The following is an 18,783-nucleotide window of genomic DNA, read 5'->3' as shown; positions in this document are numbered from 1 at the left end:
CGATATTTTTCGGTAATTTAGCATCAAATAAAATCCAATATGCCAACCGACTGTATCAGCTATCAAAACTCCGGATATTTCTCTTCTTTGATGAACGATTATTTAGATCAAAAAAACAATTTAGATTCTCTATACAATAGATTTCCAAAACTTGAAAACTTTGAAAGCCAAATCCTAGAAAAGCAAAACAACTACGACAATCATAACAGACCTATTTTAGTTTCGGCTTTACAAAAACAATATTTAAAAGTTGAAACATCGGCTTTAACTAAACAAAATATTGAAGCTTTAGCACTTCTAAATACATTTACGGTCACCACTGGTCATCAATTAAATTTATTCAGTGGACCTTTGTATTTTTTGTATAAGATTATTTCGACCATTAATTTAACAACCGAATTAAAAGCGAAATATCCAAACTATAATTTCGTACCCATTTATTGGATGGCAACCGAAGACCACGATTTTGAAGAAATCAATTATTTTAATTTTAAAGGAAAAAAATTCCGATGGAATACTGAAAGTACAGGTCCTGTTGGGAGATTATCTACTAAAGGTTTAGAAGATTTCTTTGAAATATATGCGCTAGAAATTGGTTCCAGTACCAATGCCGAGACCCTAAAAAAAATGTTTCAGGAATCGTATCTCACTCATGCTAATTTGGCTGATGCTACAAGACATTTAGCTAATGCATTATTTGGCGCATACGGTTTGGTTATTCTGGATGCGGAAAATTCCGATTTAAAACGAGCTTTTATTCCTTATGCTAAAGAAGAATTGCTGCATCAATCTTCATATCCATTAGTACTCGAAACTGCCAAACAACTAAAAGACTATACGATTCAGGTCAATCCTCGTGAAATCAATTTGTTTTTTATCGAAGATAAGCTTCGTGAACGTATTATTCTTGAAAATGGGAAATACAAAGTAAATCACACTAAAATTGAATTTTCTGAAAGTGAAATTCTAGCATTATTAGAAAATCATCCCGAAAAATTCAGTCCTAATGTGATTATGCGTCCGTTATACCAAGAAGTGATTTTACCAAATCTATGTTACATTGGCGGAGGCGGAGAAATTGCGTATTGGTTGGAATTAAAATCATTTTTTGCTGCTGCAAAAGTAACTTTTCCAATATTATTACTGAGAAATTCGGTACTATTAGCAACCGAAAAACAAGCTAAAAAAGCAGAAAAACTAAGTTTGAGTTGGAAAGATGTATTTTCAAAACAAGCTGAATTATTAAACAATAAAACCAAACAATTATCTGAATTTCCAATCGATTTGTCAGCGATGAAAGAGCACTTGCAAAAACAATTCGGATCACTATATGAAATCGCAAAACATACGGACAAATCCTTTATTGGAGCGGTAAAAGCACAAGAAGTAAAACAAACCAAAGGATTGGCAAATTTGGAGAAACGACTTCTAAAAGCACAAAAAAGAAAACTAAGTGATATATTACAGCGCATCGCAGAATTACAAAACGATTTGTTTCCAAACGAAAGTTTACAGGAGCGTCAGGCTAATTTCTCTGAATTTTATTTAGAAAATGGAGAGAATCTGATTCCTATGATTATCAATAAATTGAAACCTTTGGGACAAAATTTCGATATTATTTTGGTGCCATAAATTCAAGCACTATTAACCAAAACCAACCAAAAATCAATGACCAAAGAACGCTTAATTTCACTGGATACATTTAGAGGGTTCACAATTTTATTGATGACAATTGTAAATAATCCTGGAAGTTGGGATCATATTTATCCGCCGTTAGAACATGCGGAATGGAATGGATGTACGCCAACCGATTTGGTCTTTCCTTTCTTTATTTTTATAATGGCTGTCGCCATATCTTTTGCAATGCCCACTAAACAGTTTGATAGCGCAACTTTCAATAAAACAACTATACGCGCTTTACGAATTTTTTGTTTGGGATTATTCCTTAATTTTTTTGGTAAAATAGAACTTTTTGGTCTGCAAGGAATTCCATTATTAGTAGGCAGATTAGTCATGACAATCGGAGTAAGTTATGCGCTTTTGGGTAACTTCAGTCTAAAAATAAAGACCTATTTGACAGTTTTCGTTTTTGTTGCTTTGCTGTTTTTAGCATACAGCGGTATCGAAGCATATCAAGAGGTTAGAATTCCAGGCGTGCTTCAACGAATCGGAATTGTCTATTTTTTCGTTTCTCTATTGTATTTAAAAACCAGTCAAAAAACACAACTTCTAACCGCTATAGCACTATTACTAATATATTGGGGATTAATGGCTTTAGTACCCGTTCCGGGCATTGGAGCGGCAAACTTTGAAAAAGGAACCAACTTGGGCGCTTGGTTAGATAGTGTAATATTAGAAGGACACATGTGGATTTTTTCGAAAACTTGGGATCCCGAAGGCATCTTAAGCACAATTCCAGCAATTGCTTCAGGAATAATCGGGTTACTAATTGGACAATTGATTAATCGTCCTTTACCAAAGTTGGAAATTGTCAAAAAAATGGCAATAATAGGTTTAATACTTACTTTATTGGGACTACTTTGGAACATTCTGTTTCCCATCAACAAATCACTTTGGACCAGTTCCTATGTCTTATATACTTCCGGATTAGCAATACTGTGTTTAACCGTTTTGTTTTATGTCATTGAAGTCATAGACAATAAAAAATGGACAAAACTGTTTCTAATTTGGGGAGTAAATCCCATGGTAGTATTCTTTTTCTCTGGTATTATTCCGCAAGGATTGAGAATGATTCAATTTCAAAATCCAAAAATACCGTCAGAACAAATTAATCTTCAAAAATATCTTTATAGTTTTTGGATTTCGCCTTTTTTCGATAATCCTTTATTGTCATCCCTAGTTGGAGCTTTAATTTATGTTGGAATTTGGTCTCTCATTTTGTGGATATTTTACAAAAACAAGCTGATCTTTAAAGTATAAAACGATAAAAACAGCATTTTTAAATAAATAAAAGCGGCTAAACCGCTTATTTAATAATTTCAATTCAAAAAAAAGTCTATTTTTGCACAAAATTAAAAAACAGAAAATAAAATGGCTACTAATAGAACTTTTACAATGATTAAGCCTGATGGCGTTGAAAACGGACACATCGGAAATATATTAGCAATGATTACAACTGCTGGTTTCAAAATTGTTTCTTTGAAATTAACTCAATTAACAATTGCTGATGCACAAGCATTTTATGCTGTGCACGCTGCAAGACCTTTCTACGGTGAATTAGTTGAATTCATGACTCGTGGTCCTATTGTTGCTGCTATTTTAGAAAAAGACAATGCTGTTGAAGATTTCAGAACTTTAATTGGTGCTACAAACCCAGCTGAAGCTGCTGAAGGAACTATCCGTAAAGCATACGCAACTTCTATTGGAGAAAATGCAGTTCACGGTTCTGATAGCGATGAAAATGCAGCTATCGAAGGTGCTTTCCATTTTGCTGGAAGAGAGCAGTTTTAATTTATGAATTAAGATTTAGAAAATCGTATAAATAAAAATCCCGTCCCGATAAAATCGGGACGGGATTTTTTTATGAAAAAGAAAATCTGAAATCTACAATCGTTAATCAACAATCTAAAATAATTATCTTAAAACTACATCCTTCACAACATCCCGACGCAATTCTTCATTAATCATCGCAACAATTTTAGACCTTCCGTGACTCAATTCTTCTCTCAAAACCGACGAAGTTAATTCAACATATAAAGTCGAACCTTTCAGAACCACGTTATTAGTATAGCTATTTACACCGTTTCCCATCAGATTTTTCCACGCATCCTTTACATCAATCTGGTCCATTCCGGGTTGAAGTTTATTTACTTGGATAATTTGTTTCAAAACATCCCCTATCGTACTTTGATTATTTAGTCTTTTTGCCATCGCCTAGTAGATTTATTGGTCCCGTTTTCTTATAGTGATATTCTTTTTTCTCTGGATTTATAAGCACCATCTTATCCTGAGAAAGGGAAATCAATTCCTCACTCCATTTTGTAAACGGAGTCGAATAATCTAAAAAAGTTTTATCGGCTGCAAATCGCACGGTTACATTTTCATAGGTATTGTTTACCAAAAAAGTACCGTCTAATTGCGGCATCACCTTTTTTCTGGTTCCACTATTATTTTTACCTATTTGAAAATAATCATAACTTTCATTCATCCCATAATTCTTATCTTTTCCTTGGTCAAAGACTACTTTTTCAATTTCCCAATATCCATTAATTTTAGCAACATCCGCAGGAGTTACCTTTTGCTGACAGGCAACAAAAAACAGTAAAATAAATAAAATTCTAAATACGTTTTTCATATAATTATTATTTTTAAGAGCTATTTCCTGCTGTCTACTATATCTTTCCCGTCCTGAACATGTTTCGGGATCTTGAAACATGTTCAGGACGGGAACGGATGCCGTTTCCATCAGGGCTAGGGCATTCGAAACCAAATACTACTTTCGTTTCAAAGACAAAGTTAAACTTAATAAACGCAAAGAAAACAAAAAAAGCAAAAACAGATTAAACTATTTTATATATTTTTGGTCTTAAACTAATTAGAAATAAATCATTTGTACGATGCCAAAAACAATCTATAGTTTCCTTATCCTATTCTTATGTTTCAGTTGCAATTCCGAAACTGTTGAGCCTGCTGCTACAACAACAGAAACGATTTATTTTCCTCCATTAACAGGTACTATTTGGGAAACAAAATCAATTGCATCTTTGGGATGGAAACAAGCAGCCGTTCAACCACTTTTAGATTATTTAGAACTCAAACAGTCTAAAGGTTTCATTATTCTAGTTAATGGCCGCATCGTAATGGAAAATTATTTCAATGGTCATGCAGCATCTACTAATTGGTATTGGGCAAGTGCCGGAAAAACATTGACTTCCACCCTAACTGGAATTGCACAACAGGAAGGAATTTTAAACATAAATAATAAAGTTTCACAATATATTGGAACGGGTTGGACAAGTGAAACTCTGGCACAAGAAAATCTAATTACCTGCAAAAACTTACTCACCATGACTTCCGGTATCGAAGATATTGCCAATGGGGATGATGTTTCGCCATCAAGTCTCCAATACAAAGCTGATGCGGCTGCGCGTTGGGCCTATCATAATGTATATGTAAAATTGCAAGACGTGATTGCTCAGGCTTCGGGACAAACTTGGAACACTTATTTCAATACAAAATTAAGAGACAAAATAGGAATGGATGGAGCTTGGTTTCAATCTGGCAATAATTCTGTTTACGGGAGCACTACACGGAGTATGGCTCGTTTTGGATTATTGATGTACAATAAAGGAAAATGGGAAAACAATATTATTTTGAACGAAACGTATTTTAACGAAGCTACAACCACTTCTCAAAATATAAACCTCAGTTATGGCTATTTATGGTGGCTAAACGGAAAAGCAAGTTACCATTTACCACAATCACAACTTACAATTCCCGGAAGTATTATTCCTACTGCTCCAAATGATATGTTTATGGCTTTGGGTAAAAATGATCAAAAAATATATGTCATTCCAAGCAAGAAAATGGTAGTAATCAGAATGGGCGATGCTGCCGATAATGTAAATTTGGCGCTATCTGATTTTGATCTAACACTGTGGGCGAAAATTAGCGCATTGTACCAATAAAAATCATTTATTTTTTATTCTTTTTACTATACCAAGCAAAAAGAAAACCACACCAACAGCCAACAAAAAATAATAAAAGCCAATACTTTTGTCTCTAACGATATTAGCCAAAACAAAAGAAGAAATACTGATAAAATAGAAATAAATCGGATTCGTATTTTTAAAAGAAGAAAAATTCATTGCACTTATTATTTAAAAAAACTATCTACAAATTCATATTTATTAAAGACCTGTAAATCTTCAATTTTTTCACCTACACCAATGTATTTCACAGGAATCTGAAATTGATCTGAAATCCCAATGACTACACCACCTTTGGCAGTCCCGTCCAATTTGGTAACCGCTAAACAAGTAACTTCTGTTGCAGCAGTAAATTGTTTGGCTTGCTCAAACGCATTTTGACCCGTAGAACCATCAAGAACTAATAAAACATCGTGAGGTGCATCGCCCACTACCTTTTGCATTACTCGCTTCACTTTTGTCAATTCGTTCATCAAATTAATTTTGTTATGCAAACGTCCTGCCGTATCAATTATGACAATATCGGCATTTTGAGCAACCGCGGATTGCAAGGTATCAAAAGCCACTGATGCAGGATCACTTCCCATATCTTGACGAACAATAGGAACTCCTACTCTATCCGCCCAAATTTGCAATTGATCTATAGCTGCGGCACGAAAAGTATCTGCAGCACCCAAAACCACTTTGTAGCCTTGTTTTTTAAATTGATAGGCTAGTTTTCCTATAGTAGTTGTTTTTCCAACTCCGTTGACACCAACAACCATTAAAACATAAGGTTTGGAAGTTTGAATCGGAATTACAAATTCAGTAGCTTCACCTGAGTTAGTTTCAGATAGTAAACTCGCTATTTCTTCTCGAAGTATTTGATTGAGTTCTTCTATTCCAAGATATTTATCCGCAGCGACACGCTTTTCTATTCGAGTAATAATTTTCAATGTGGTATTCACTCCTACATCCGAAGCCACAAGAATTTCTTCCAGATTATCTAAAACGTCATCATCAACTTTAGTCTTTCCAGCAACCGCTTTGGTCAATTTTGAAAAGAAAGTTGTTTTTGATTTTTCCAGACCTTTGTCTAATGTTTGCTTCGCCTGTTCGCTAAAGCTCGGGTCTTTTTTCTCTTGGGAAAATATTCTTTTGAAAAAACTCATTGTGTAATAGTATTAAAAATGAAGTATTTAGACTTAAAGAGCCAAAACGATTTTCTAACGGTAAATATAGAAAATAAAAAAGCTACTTCCGAATGAAAGTAGCTTTTCTATATAATGTGATTGTTAACTATTTCTTTTTCAAGAATTCATCAACTGCTTCTGGAGACATAATAGATTCTACGAATGTATATGCACCTGTTACTGGAGATTTCACCATTTTGATGGCTTTTGATAATCTCTTAGAAGATGTCTGTAACGTTGCTACTGTTTTCTTTGCCATGATTTAAATGTATATGTATTTTAACAAAATATACAAATGTCACCATTTGATATTTTTATCAAAATCTTTAATTATTACTTAATTTCTTTGTGAACTGTTACACGTTTCAAGATTGGATTAAATTTCTTAATCTCTAATCTGTCTGGAGTATTTTTTTTGTTCTTTGTTGTGATGTATCTTGAAGTCCCTGCAACACCTGAAGTCTTGTGCTCAGTACATTCTAAAATTACCTGGATTCTATTACCTTTCTTTGCCATCTTGCTATTTTTTTATTTTGGACTGGATTATTTAATAAATCCTTCTGACTGTGCTTTTTTCAAAACTGCAGCGATTCCATTTTTATTAATTGTTTTTATCGTAGATGCTGCTACTCTAAGAGTAATCCATCTATCTTCTTCTGGAAGATAAAAACGCTTTTTAACTAAGTTTACAGAAAATTTTCTCTTAGTTTTATTCATAGCGTGAGAAACGTTATTTCCTACCATCGCTCTTTTACCTGTAAGGTCACAAACTCTTGACATTATCTTATCTTTTATCGTTATTCAAATCGAGGGTGCAAAGAAAAGAAAAATAAACCTATTATGCAAAATAATTAAAGCACATTTTTCAAAATTTCTTTCTGTAATATTTCTAAACTCTTGATTACTGTTCTATCTATCACTTTTTCACGTGGTTGCCCAAAATTAAATTCTTCAACAATTATATCGTTTGGCGTAGCCAATGCAATAAAAACGGTTCCAATATCAGCTTTTGAGTCCCCTTTTGACGGCCCAGCATTACCAGTTGTCGCAATTGCGTAATCCGTTTTCATCATTTTTTTAATACTCATTGCCATAGCCGAAACTACTTCTTTGCTCACAACAGAATGCTCTTTTATGAGGTTTTCCGGTATACCAAGTACATTGATTTTAGCCTCTGTTGCATAGGAAACCACACTGCCTTTAAAATACTGGGAAGATCCAGGAACAGAAGTTAAAACTTGAGCGATCTTACCTCCAGTGCAACTTTCAGCCGTTGAAAGGGTTTTGTTTTGCTTTGCCAGCATTTTCCCAACTACCACTTCTAGAGTTTCTTCATCATCAAAACCACCAATAATATCGTGTATTATCGCATCCAATGATTGTACATTTTCGGCGATTGCCGCCTCTAATTTCTCTTTATCAGTGCCTCTGGCAGAAAGCCTCAAACGAACCCTTCCCGGAGCTGGCAAATAAGCCAATTTTATAAATTCCGGAAGGTTATTTTCCCATTCTTCAATACGTTCGGCCACATGGCTTTCGCCCTGACCGTAAGTAAGAATTGTTTTATGGATAATGTAAGGCCGTTTGTATTCCCGAACTACTTTTGGAATGATTTCATTCTCGACTAAATATTTCATTTCATAGGGCACACCGGGAAGCGAAATGAAAACCGTATTTTCTTTTTTCATCCACATTCCAGGTGCTGTTCCCACCTGATTATGAAGTACCGTGCATTTAGAAGGAACAAGTGCCTGATCTTTATTGATTTGCGAAGCTTTTCTATTCATCACACGCTCAATTAACTCGACAACATGTTTTTCGACTTCTTTATTAACAATCAATTCATCATCAAAATAGTCGCAGAATGTCTTCTTGGTAATGTCATCTTTTGTAGGTCCTAAACCACCAGTTATAACAACTAAATCCACCGTATTTTGAAGCTTTGCAAAAGTATCCAAAATATGCTTTTTATCATCGCTTATCGAAATCATTTCGTTGATTTCAACACCAATTCTATCTAATGATTTGGCGATAAAAGCAGAATTCGTATCGACAATTTGTCCTATTAAAATTTCATCACCAATGGTAACTATAGTTGCTTTCATTTCTTGAAGTTGATGGAGTTTATTTTGAGATTTTAATCTAAAAAAAGGAACATCTAAATTAGCACATTCCGTTTTTGCGTGAGGGATAAAAGTGGAAATCCTCTCTCGTTCTTTAACGAGAGAGATTGCAACGGATAGCCTGACCACGCTGTAACGCTAGTGAAAGCGTGGTCACGCCCAAATTTTACAAATCAAAGTCTTTTTTGATTTCCTTAATAGCGTCATTAACCTGATTCTTTACGCTTTTAAAAGTCTCTTTTATTTCTTTCTTTTTGCCTTCCGCTTTTGTCCAAGCTTCAATTTGGAGAATTTCTTCAAAAGCGACATTCAAACCCATTAAATCAAGGGTAGGTTTAATTTTGTGAGCATAAGCATAAGCATGTTTATGATCTTTTTTCTTTATTCCCTCTTTGATTTGCTTTAAATCTTCAGGAACTTCGGTAACGAACAAAGTCAGAATTTCATTTACAAATTCTGGGTCGTTATCTGAAAGTGCGTACACTTTGGAAAGGTTATATTTTAAAGCCATTATTTTACTTGTATTCTAAAGAGTTGTTGTCCTTCTAAAAATCCTTCTAAAACATCGTCTGATTTTACAGCAGCAACTCCTTCCGGGGTTCCTGTGAAAATAATATCGCCAATTTTAAGCGTAAAAAACTGAGAAACATAAGAAATTAGCTCATCAATTTTCCACAACATATGACTGGAATTACTTTTTTGTACCGTTTCATTATTACTGGTCAATTCAAATGTAATATTTTCTAACGAATTAAATTGATTTTTTGGAATAAATTCGCCTATAACCGCCGAACCATCAAACGCTTTTGCTTTTTCCCAAGGCAACCCTTTTGCTTTTAATTTATCTTGTAGATCCCGAGCTGTAAAATCAATCCCAACGCTGATTTCGTCATAATATTTATGGGCAAACTTAGGCTCAATATACTTACCAACTTTATTTATTTTTACAATAATTTCGATTTCATGGTGAACATCTTCCGAAAATTCAGGAATCACAAACGGATGTTGCTTCAACAAAACAGCCGAATCCGGCTTCATAAAAACTACGGGTTCTGTTGGCCTTTCGTTCTGTAACTCTTCTATATGATTGGTATAATTTCTACCGATGCAGATTATTTTCATTTCTTATTAATTATTCAATGATTGAAAGATTCAAAAATTAACTTAATTTAGTATTCAATTTTCGAAGTTTGATTGCCGTTAAAACTTTTTTGGTATACAAAGGAAAATCGGCATTTTGAATCCAACTGAAATATCCTGGTTCGGTTTCTAAAACCTTATCCACTTTTACCCCCTTATGTTTTCCAAATGAAAAAATCTCCTCATTATCTTTATCAAAAGTGATCATTCCAGCAAAATCAGCAATCTTTTTTCTAGTTGAAAATTCCGAAAGCAATTTCATGTCATTTTCCAATTCCGGGTAACGATCCAATTGTGCTTTTAGGATTTCATAAGTGGCCATCGTATCGGCTTCTGCAGAATGTGCATTTTCCAGCCCTTTATCACAATAAAATTTCAAGGCTGCAGACAAGGTCCGCTCCTCCATTTTATGGAAAATAGTTTGAACATCTACAGAAACTTTTCCTTTCATGTCAAAATCTACTCCGGCACGCAATAATTCTTCCGCTAATAAGGGAATATCAAAACGATCCGAATTAAATCCAGCCAAATCACTGTCTTTGATCATTGCGTAAACCTGTAAAGCTAACTCATTAAAGGTTGGCTCATTGGCTACTTTTTCGTCAGTAATTCCATGAACCGCTGTTGTTTGTGCTGGAATAGGAATAGTGGGATTCACTAACCATGTTTTACTTTCTTTATTTCCGTTGGGAAAAACTTTGAATATTGAGATTTCTACAATTCTGTCTTTTCCGATATCTATTCCCGTAGTTTCCAGGTCGAAAAAGCAAATTGGTTTACTTAACTTTAATTCCATGTCTATATTTTGTATTAGTACAAATATAGAAATTTGGGCTTAATTTCGTTTAAAGTTCAACGTTTAAAGTTTCAGAAAATCTCAAAAAAAAGAAAACCCGATTGATTTTTAAAAATCAATCGGGTTTTTATTCTAATTATAAATTATTAAAAATCTCTGTTTACGTCAAAAGCTTCTAAGTATTCAGCTACTCGTTTCACAAAACTTCCTCCTAACGCACCATCTACAACTCTATGATCGTAACTGTGTGACAAGAACATTTTTTGGCGAATACCTATGAAATCACCTTCCGGAGTTTCAATTACTGCCGGCATTTTTCGGATTGCTCCAAGAGCTAAAATCCCAACTTGTGGCTGATTTAAAATTGGCGTGCCAAAAACACTACCAAAAGTCCCTACATTAGTAACCGTATAGGTTCCTCCCTGAGTATCATCCGGTTTTAGTTTTCCAGCTTTCGCACGACCACCTAAGTCGTTTACTGCTTTTGCCATTCCAACTAAGTTCAATTGATCCGCATTTTTAATAACGGGAACAATCAAGTTTCCGTTTGGCAACGATGCTGCCATTCCTAGGTTAATATTTTTCTTTTTGATGATAAAATCACCATCAACAGAAATATTCATTCCTGGATAATCTTTTATAGCTTTTGCAACTGCTTCCATGAAAATTGGCGTGTACGTCAACTTTTCTCCTTCTCTTTTTTCGAAAGCAACTTTATTTTTCTCTCTCCATTTTACAATATTCGTTACATCCACTTCAATAAATGATTGCACGTGAGCCGAAGTTTGAACTGAAGCTACCATGTAACCCGCAATTAACTTACGCATTCTGTCCATTTCAACGATTTCATCTCCGCCACTTACGGAAACAGGAGCCGCTTTTTGAGCAACAGGAGCCGCAACAGCTTTTTGAACTTCTGCCACTGGAGCTGAAACAGCTACCGGTTGAATTGTTCTATTTTTTACGTGCTCTAAAATATCATTTTTAGTAACTCTTCCTTCTTTTCCAGTACCTGAAATCGTGTCTAATTCTGCAACAGAAACACCTTCTTCCTTGGCAATATTTTTTACCAATGGCGATAAGAATTTTTCAGAGTCCGAGAAATTTACCGGCGTTGCAACACTTTCTTTGGCTGCATCAACCATTTTAGTTACTTCAGCAACAGCCTCTGGGGTAGCAACTTCTTTAACAACAGGTACAAGTTCTCCACCTTCAGTTTCAATAATAGCAATTGTTTGCCCTACCTGAACTAAATCATCTTTACCAAATAGTTGTTCCACCAAAATACCCGAAACTTCACTTGGCACCTCGCTATCAACCTTATCAGTTGCTATTTCGAGTACCGCTTCATCAGCTTCAATTTTGTCTCCAACTTCTTTCAACCAATTTGTAATGGTTGCTTCTGCGACACTTTCTCCCATTTTAGGAAGTTTTAATTCAAATCTTGCCATATTGTTAACCTAAAAGGTATTTTTTGTTTTCAGTTTGCGAAATTACTAAATATTTTAAATATAAATTACACTTAATGTAATTTTTCACTCAATTTTTACCACTACTCCTCTTTCCCTGGAATTATCACTTCCAATTAAAAAATTAGCCTTTTTAGGTAAAATTCTAAAGGTAAACCCTTTATTCTTTGCTGATTCCATAAAACGAATGCATTCTTTGAAAGAAATGAATTCGTTATCCAAAATAATCTCTGTTTCTGTTTCCCTCTTAACAAAAGACGAAATTACCATTTTTTCTGTTTTTAAATTGTGAAAAGAAACTTTATTTTGAAAAATCAGAGCCAGTTTATTTGCTAATTTTTTGTTCGAAGAATAAAAAACAAAAGAATTTGGTTTTGTTCTTATTTTAGGCTGCCCTTGAAACATTTTCACAAAAGAGAAAAACACAATTCCTGCTTTCATAATTAAAGAAAAGACCAACGAAGCCTTAAAGTGTTTTTTGTAAAAGAATTGCATAGCGTCCTGAAACCGTTTCATATAAATTCCGTCCTTAACCGTACTTTCTCCTTTATAATGCACTACAGTGGTTTCATGAAAATAATAATTCGACTTTCCTACTTTCAGGACTCGATAGGACAAATCAATATCGTCTGAATACATGAAACAATCTTCATCAAATCCACCTAGTTCTAGATACAATTCTCGTTTCATGAACATAAAAGCGCCCACGAGAACTTCTACTTCTCCGGTTTGATTTTCATTTAAATGTTGGGAGTAATATTTTCCTAATGTTCTTGATTTAGGAAATAATTTATACAAACCCGTAAACTTTGTAAACGCGACAAAAGGAGTTGGAATTCCGCGTTTGCTTTCCGGCAGGAAGTTCCCGGATCCATCAATGAGTTTCACACCTATAATTCCTAAGTCTTTTTGCTTGTTGGCGAAGTTTAACACTTTACTGAATGTATCTTCAGCGACAACCGTATCAGGATTCAGAATGCAAATATATTCTCCTTGGGCTTGGGCTACACCAATGTTATTCCCTTTTGGAAAACCTAAATTTTCGTTGTTTTGAATGAGCTTTACATTTGGGAAACGTTGCTTCATCATTGCACAACTGTCGTCTTGAGAGTTATTGTCTATTACGATAATTTCTCCGTCAATATTTTCTAAAGCATTATGAACACTTAAAACACAGAGCTCCAGGAAATAGCGAACGTTATAATTGAGAATGATGACGGATAGTTGCATTTTTCAAAGATATATGTTAAGACCCAAAGTCACAAAGTTTAAAAAATTAAAAAACATGTTTCTCCTTAGCCACGATTACTTCACTATACTTTTATTTTCATAGGAGTTCAGTGAATTGCATTTAAGCCGATATCCTTTGAGAGGAACGAACAAAGATAAAGGCGAAAGCAGGAACGATGCTTCCAAATAAAACCAGATCATTGGCTCCAATAAATTAGCCTAACCTTTTTAGTTTTAACATTACTTCAACCTCAAAAACTTGAAACTTGGTGTAAATGAATTACTTTTGCAAAAAAGTTATGTTTCGTCACAAATTCATGCCTTATAATTTATAACTCATACCTTACAAAGTGAATTACTTATCTGTTGAAAATATCTCGAAATCTTTTGGTGAGCGTACGTTGTTCAAAGACATCTCGTTCGGAATTAATAAAGATCAAAAAATTGCCTTCATAGCCAAAAACGGTTCTGGAAAAACGACTATTATGAGTATCATTAATGGTTTAGAAGAATCAGATACGGGACAAGTTGTTTTGAGAAAAGGCATAAAAATGGCTTTCCTTTCGCAAAATAATAATTTGCAGGAAGAATTGACAATTGAAGAAAGCATTTTCGCCTCAGACAATGAGACTTTGAAAGTGATTGAAGCGTATGAAAAAGCACTAGAAAATCCTGAAGATGAAGAAGCATACCAAAAAGCTTTTGATGGAATGGATCAGCACAATGCGTGGGATTTTGAAACGCAGTACAAACAAATTTTATTCAAACTGAAGTTGGAAAATTTCAAACTGAAAGTAAAAAATCTTTCGGGTGGACAGAAAAAACGTTTATCGTTAGCTATCATTTTGATCAATCGTCCTGATTTATTGATTCTGGATGAACCTACAAATCACTTGGATTTAGAGATGATTGAATGGCTGGAAAGCTATTTTTCCAAAGAAAACATTACGTTGTTTATGGTCACGCACGACCGTTTCTTCCTGGAGCGCGTTTGTAATGAAATCATTGAACTCGACAACGGAAAATTATACCAATACAAAGGAAATTACTCTTATTATTTAGAGAAAAAAGAAGAACGCATCGCATCCGAGAATTCAAGTGTGGATAAAGCACAGAATCTTTTTGTGAAAGAACTGGAGTGGATGCGCCGTCAGCCAAAAGCGAGAACGACAAAATCAAAATCGCGTCAGGATGATTTTTATGACATCAAGGAAAAAGCGCAAAGTCGCCGTCGTGAAAATAAAGTGGAGCTTGAAATTAATATGGAACGTATGGGAAGCAAAATTATCGAGCTTCACAAAATCTCCAAAAAATTCAAGGATCATGTGATCATGGATAATTTCAGTTTTGATTTTCAACGTGGCGAACGCATTGGAATCATTGGGAAAAATGGAACCGGAAAATCGACTTTCTTGAATTTATTGACCGGAACTTTGCCTCTTGATAGTGGAAAAGTAGTGATTGGTGAAACAATAAAAGTAGGTTACTACACACAAAGTGGAATCAACCCAAAACCGGGTCAGCGTGTTATTGATGTGATTAAGGAATACGGAGAATTTATCCCGTTGATGAAAGGAAAATTGATTTCGGCTTCGCAATTATTGGAGCGTTTCTTGTTTGATGCTAAAAAACAATACGATTTTGTGGATCGATTGAGTGGTGGAGAATTGAAACGTTTGTACTTGTGTACCGTTTTGATTCAGAATCCAAACTTCTTGATTCTGGATGAGCCAACAAATGATTTGGATATTGTGACGCTGAATGTATTGGAAAGCTTCCTTTTAGATTATCCTGGTTGTTTGGTAGTAGTTTCTCACGATAGGTATTTCATGGATAAAATTGTAGATCACTTATTCATTTTTAGAGGCGATGGTGTAGTTGAGGATTTCCCAGGAAACTATTCTGATTTCAGAGCCTACGAAGATAGTGCTGATGTGGCTCAAAAAGAGGAAAACAAAGCGGACAAGAAAGACTGGAAACAAAATAATCCAACCGGAAACCTAACTTTCAATGAACAAAAGGAATTCCAGAAAACAGAAAAAGAAATCAAAGATTTAGAAATTCAGAAAGCGACTATCGAACAATTATTCTCAGATGGAAAAATTGAAGAATCAGCTATCGAGAAGAAAGCCAACGAATTGAAAAATATCATCAATAAAATTGAAGAAAAAGAAGAAAGATGGTTTGAGCTTTCTGCGAAGATAGAAGGGTAAAATTAGTATTCAGTGTTCAGTCGCAGTTTGCAGTACCGACTATTAATTCTATTTAGTTTACACCCACAACAGAATTTTGATTTTGTTGTGGGTTTGTTTTTTTACATAAAAGTCAATTTAAAATTGGTAAGAAAAATCAGAACTAATTAAAAGTCCAACCCGCTCTTCTAAGTATACAACAGTTATTGTTTAGACTGCGCAATACTCTCTGACTTGGCACCCAAAATAGTAGTCAAAAAAACCCACAACAAAACCCAATCCAATTATGTTTTTTTCAATCGTAAAATGTTTAACAGGAAAATTAACATAATACTCTTTACGGACTTTCCAAGCTACTTTTTTTTGTTTTATTGTTTTTTTTACTCCAAAAAAAACTAGCAAATAGTAGGATGAGCGGCTCTTTGTTATTAATTTCAACTAACAATCAATAGTATATTTATTATTCTAAAAAATCTATATGCTAAACAATACTTAATAATTTGTTAAAACAACAATAGAAACAATCAATTCTCAACATATGTTCAATAGATTTACTTGATTATTTTATTAAAAAGATAATCTTTAAATTATTAAAAATGTTAAAAAAATTTACATTATCTGACAAGCTACTATTCGTTGCAGCTTTCCTTTCATTAATTTTCTCGGAAATTTTATACTTTCAGGGAAATAAAGATCAGGCAATCTTTATTGGAATTTGGGTTCCTTCCATATTAGCGTTCGGCATTTATTTAAAACTGATACAAAACAATAAAGATGTCTGACCTAATCCCATATTTCGCAGGACTGATAACATTGTTGTTTGGTCTAGGATTTGCATTTGCACTTCAAGGCGGTCAGAAAAAGAACAAATAATTACTACAATACACCCGCTCTTTGCCCTATATAATAGTTATTGGTTAGGCTTCGCAAATGTCTCTGACTTTACGCCCAAAATAATGAGCATCAAAACAAACAAAAAACCACAACAAAATCTAATTCTGCTGTGGTTTTGTTTTATAAACCTATAGCATTTACCAAGCAATAGGAATGTAATTTTTTAATAATTTTCCGCACCAATGTTTTCCTGTATTAATACCGTCAAAAAAGGAATCCATAACCCGTGTAGCGCCATCCACAATGACCAACGACGGATGAAAATCTTCCTGTTCTAGTTTATTTTGGCAAAGTTTTGTTTTGTAAAAAAAGTTCCTAAAATATACTCCACAAAATACAGATACACAAACAAGTAAAAAACACGAATACAAATGTTCCCAAATTGGTTATTATTATTATCTTTGTAAAAAAAAGATTTGAGAGTACTTGCGAAAAAAATGTTGAGAGATTTTTGGGAAAATCATGCTGATTGTGAACAACAATTAAAATCATGGCTTCGTGAAGCTCAAAAAGCGGAATGGAAAAATCCTAATGACATAAAAACAGCCTATCCAAGCGCAAGTATTCTTAATGAAAATTGAGTAGTTTTCAATATTAAAGGAAATAATTACAGATTAATAGTAAAAATAAATTATGAATATGAAATGGTTTGGATCAGATTTATCGGAACCCACGGAGAATATGACAAAATTAACGCAAATACAATTTAGATTATGAACATAAATCTTATCAAAACTGAAAACGATTATAATCAAGCGCTTGAAAGACTTGAAATAATCTTTGACGCAAAAAAAGGAACGGAAGAAGGCGACGAATTAGAACTTTTAGGAATTTTGATAGATCAATATGAAAATGAACATTTTCCAATAGATTTACCAGATCCTATTGAGGCGATAAAATTCAGAATGGAACAAATGGGATATACACAAAATGATTTAGCCAAAATCATTGGTTTCAAAAGTCGAGCTAGTGAAATTTTAAACAGAAAAAGAAAACTTTCTTTGGAAATGATTAGACAGTTACACATCAGCCTAAATATTCCGACTGAAGTTTTAATACAAACTTATTAGTAAAAATATCGCCACTTAACAGGAATTAGCAATTCTAAAAAAACCACAACAAAATCCAATTCTGTTGTGGTTTTTTATTTTATAAATCGAAATGTTCTACCAAGAATAACATCTTTCATTCCTTACCTTCCTAAAAATAGGAGACTGTAATTCCTTTTTTGCAAAATGGCTTTGTATCTTCGTGCCTACTTTATAAACTCGGTTTACTAAACGCTATGCTATTCCAAATCAAATCCTACTTACAATTTCTTTGGAATTCCAAGAATGAACATGCGGTACATTCCCCTTTTGTATTCACTTTGATTACGAAATGTTTTTATGACACCAAATCAAAGCCGGAATATGCTGTTTTAAAAGAGTATAGTAATTCACTTTTAAAAAACCACAATACAATTGAAGTAAATGATTTTGGTGCGGGTTCAAAAGTTTTTAAATCCAATAAAAGAGAAATCTCCAAAATTGTAAAAACCGCGGGAATTAGCCCGAAACGGGCTGAATTGCTCTTTAGAATTGTCACTTATTTTCAGCCTGACTCTATTTTAGAAATCGGTACTTCCTTAGGATTGGCCACTTCCGCGCTTTCTCTAGGGAATTTAAAAGCAAAAATAACCACACTCGAAGGTTGTCCTGAAACGTCGAAAATTGCTCAGGAACACTTTCAAAAATTCAATTTCAACAATGTAAATTCCGTTGTAACGGAATTTGAAAGCTATCTGCGAAACTATGAACAACCTAAAATTACCGATTCGCTGGGAATTCCCCCTTTGGGGGCTAGGGGGCTTATTTACTTCGACGGTAATCATCAAAAACAAGCCACTTTAGACTATTTTGAACTTTTATTGCCCACAGTTACGAACGATACGCTTTGGATTTTCGATGACATTCATTGGTCGCCAGAAATGGAAGAAGCTTGGGAGATTATAAAAAACCATCCTAAAGTTACCGTTACCATCGATACGTTTCAATGGGGATTGGTGTTTTTTAGAAGAGAACAACCTAAAGAACATTTTACAATTCGGTTATAAAAA

The 18,783-nt window shown here is 34.1% G+C and carries 19 protein-coding genes and 1 pseudogene; 8 read left to right on the top strand and 12 right to left on the bottom strand.

Annotated elements, in window-relative coordinates:
- Positions 1-39: 39 nt before the first annotated feature.
- The 3 genes from bshC to ACFX5E_RS07370 all read left to right on the top strand — a co-directional run bounded on the left by bshC (position 40) and on the right by ACFX5E_RS07370 (position 3,471).
- Positions 40-1,632: a bacillithiol biosynthesis cysteine-adding enzyme BshC gene (gene bshC, locus ACFX5E_RS07380; RefSeq protein ID WP_379854551.1), complete on the top strand. Its 1,593-nt coding sequence runs from the start codon at positions 40-42 to the stop codon at positions 1,630-1,632.
- Positions 1,633-1,668: 36 nt separating this feature from the next.
- Positions 1,669-2,940 (top strand): acyltransferase family protein, encoded by a 1,272-nt coding sequence (locus ACFX5E_RS07375; RefSeq protein ID WP_379854550.1) that lies wholly within the window; start codon positions 1,669-1,671, stop codon positions 2,938-2,940.
- Between the two features lie 111 nt (positions 2,941-3,051).
- Positions 3,052-3,471, top strand: a complete 420-nt coding sequence (locus ACFX5E_RS07370; protein ID WP_073207465.1) for a nucleoside-diphosphate kinase — start codon at positions 3,052-3,054, stop codon at positions 3,469-3,471.
- A gap of 123 nt (positions 3,472-3,594) precedes the next feature.
- Here ACFX5E_RS07370 and ACFX5E_RS07365 read toward each other — a convergent pair whose 3' ends face one another.
- Positions 3,595-3,891, bottom strand: coding sequence for a DciA family protein (locus tag ACFX5E_RS07365; RefSeq protein ID WP_035673647.1), 297 nt, complete (start codon positions 3,889-3,891; stop codon positions 3,595-3,597).
- Positions 3,872-4,315 (bottom strand): hypothetical protein, encoded by a 444-nt coding sequence (locus ACFX5E_RS07360; protein ID WP_379854549.1) that lies wholly within the window; start codon positions 4,313-4,315, stop codon positions 3,872-3,874. The genes ACFX5E_RS07365 and ACFX5E_RS07360 overlap by 20 nt, the downstream gene beginning before the upstream one ends.
- Positions 4,316-4,577: 262 nt before the next feature.
- Here ACFX5E_RS07360 and ACFX5E_RS07355 point away from each other — a divergent pair, with 262 nt between their 5' ends.
- Entirely contained in the window at positions 4,578-5,648 is a 1,071-nt protein-coding gene (locus ACFX5E_RS07355) for a serine hydrolase domain-containing protein (RefSeq protein WP_379854548.1), read from the top strand.
- Positions 5,649-5,836: 188 nt separating this feature from the next.
- Here the strand turns inward: ACFX5E_RS07355 and ftsY are convergent, their stop codons facing one another.
- From ftsY to ACFX5E_RS07305, 10 genes are all read right to left on the bottom strand, one after another.
- Positions 5,837-6,820, bottom strand: coding sequence for a signal recognition particle-docking protein FtsY (gene ftsY / locus ACFX5E_RS07350; protein ID WP_379854547.1), 984 nt, complete (start codon positions 6,818-6,820; stop codon positions 5,837-5,839).
- A gap of 127 nt (positions 6,821-6,947) precedes the next feature.
- The gene (locus tag ACFX5E_RS07345) at positions 6,948-7,100 is read right to left on the bottom strand and encodes a DUF4295 domain-containing protein (RefSeq protein WP_379854546.1); all 153 of its coding nucleotides are present in this window, start codon (positions 7,098-7,100) and stop codon (positions 6,948-6,950) included.
- Between the two features lie 74 nt (positions 7,101-7,174).
- Positions 7,175-7,357 carry a 50S ribosomal protein L33 gene (gene rpmG, locus ACFX5E_RS07340; protein WP_017495179.1) on the bottom strand — a complete coding sequence of 61 codons (183 nt, stop codon included), beginning with the start codon at positions 7,355-7,357 and terminating at the stop codon, positions 7,175-7,177.
- Between the two features lie 27 nt (positions 7,358-7,384).
- Entirely contained in the window at positions 7,385-7,621 is a 237-nt protein-coding gene (gene rpmB, locus ACFX5E_RS07335) for a 50S ribosomal protein L28 (RefSeq protein ID WP_024980263.1), read from the bottom strand.
- 71 nt (positions 7,622-7,692) lie between these two features.
- Positions 7,693-8,946 (bottom strand): CinA family nicotinamide mononucleotide deamidase-related protein, encoded by a 1,254-nt coding sequence (locus tag ACFX5E_RS07330; protein ID WP_379854545.1) that lies wholly within the window; start codon positions 8,944-8,946, stop codon positions 7,693-7,695.
- A gap of 184 nt (positions 8,947-9,130) precedes the next feature.
- Positions 9,131-9,475 carry an Hpt domain-containing protein gene (locus tag ACFX5E_RS07325; RefSeq protein WP_379854544.1) on the bottom strand — a complete coding sequence of 115 codons (345 nt, stop codon included), beginning with the start codon at positions 9,473-9,475 and terminating at the stop codon, positions 9,131-9,133.
- Entirely contained in the window at positions 9,475-10,086 is a 612-nt protein-coding gene (locus tag ACFX5E_RS07320) for a fumarylacetoacetate hydrolase family protein (RefSeq protein WP_379854543.1), read from the bottom strand. The genes ACFX5E_RS07325 and ACFX5E_RS07320 overlap by 1 nt, the downstream gene beginning before the upstream one ends.
- A gap of 37 nt (positions 10,087-10,123) precedes the next feature.
- Positions 10,124-10,900 (bottom strand): exonuclease domain-containing protein, encoded by a 777-nt coding sequence (locus tag ACFX5E_RS07315; protein ID WP_379854542.1) that lies wholly within the window; start codon positions 10,898-10,900, stop codon positions 10,124-10,126.
- Positions 10,901-11,046: 146 nt separating this feature from the next.
- Positions 11,047-12,351 carry a dihydrolipoamide acetyltransferase family protein gene (locus tag ACFX5E_RS07310; RefSeq protein ID WP_379854541.1) on the bottom strand — a complete coding sequence of 435 codons (1,305 nt, stop codon included), beginning with the start codon at positions 12,349-12,351 and terminating at the stop codon, positions 11,047-11,049.
- Between the two features lie 84 nt (positions 12,352-12,435).
- Positions 12,436-13,599, bottom strand: coding sequence for a glycosyltransferase family 2 protein (locus tag ACFX5E_RS07305; RefSeq protein ID WP_379854540.1), 1,164 nt, complete (start codon positions 13,597-13,599; stop codon positions 12,436-12,438).
- Between the two features lie 350 nt (positions 13,600-13,949).
- Here ACFX5E_RS07305 and ACFX5E_RS07300 point away from each other — a divergent pair, with 350 nt between their 5' ends.
- The 4 genes and pseudogenes from ACFX5E_RS07300 to ACFX5E_RS07285 all read left to right on the top strand — a co-directional run bounded on the left by ACFX5E_RS07300 (position 13,950) and on the right by ACFX5E_RS07285 (position 18,780).
- Positions 13,950-15,812, top strand: a complete 1,863-nt coding sequence (locus ACFX5E_RS07300; RefSeq protein WP_379854538.1) for an ABC-F family ATP-binding cassette domain-containing protein — start codon at positions 13,950-13,952, stop codon at positions 15,810-15,812.
- Between the two features lie 1,289 nt (positions 15,813-17,101).
- Positions 17,102-17,395 (top strand): annotated as a pseudogene (locus tag ACFX5E_RS07295) (type II toxin-antitoxin system HigB family toxin).
- A gap of 3 nt (positions 17,396-17,398) precedes the next feature.
- Positions 17,399-17,755 (top strand): helix-turn-helix domain-containing protein, encoded by a 357-nt coding sequence (locus ACFX5E_RS07290; RefSeq protein ID WP_379854537.1) that lies wholly within the window; start codon positions 17,399-17,401, stop codon positions 17,753-17,755.
- A 215-nt stretch (positions 17,756-17,970) separates the two neighbouring features.
- Positions 17,971-18,780 (top strand): O-methyltransferase, encoded by an 810-nt coding sequence (locus ACFX5E_RS07285; protein WP_379854536.1) that lies wholly within the window; start codon positions 17,971-17,973, stop codon positions 18,778-18,780.
- Positions 18,781-18,783 lie beyond the last annotated feature (3 nt).

Source organism: Flavobacterium xylosi, assembly GCF_042787345.1.
Taxonomy (GTDB): domain Bacteria; phylum Bacteroidota; class Bacteroidia; order Flavobacteriales; family Flavobacteriaceae; genus Flavobacterium; species Flavobacterium xylosi.
Note: the sequence above shows the minus strand (reverse complement) of the source record. Positions and strands in the feature narration are given on the sequence as shown.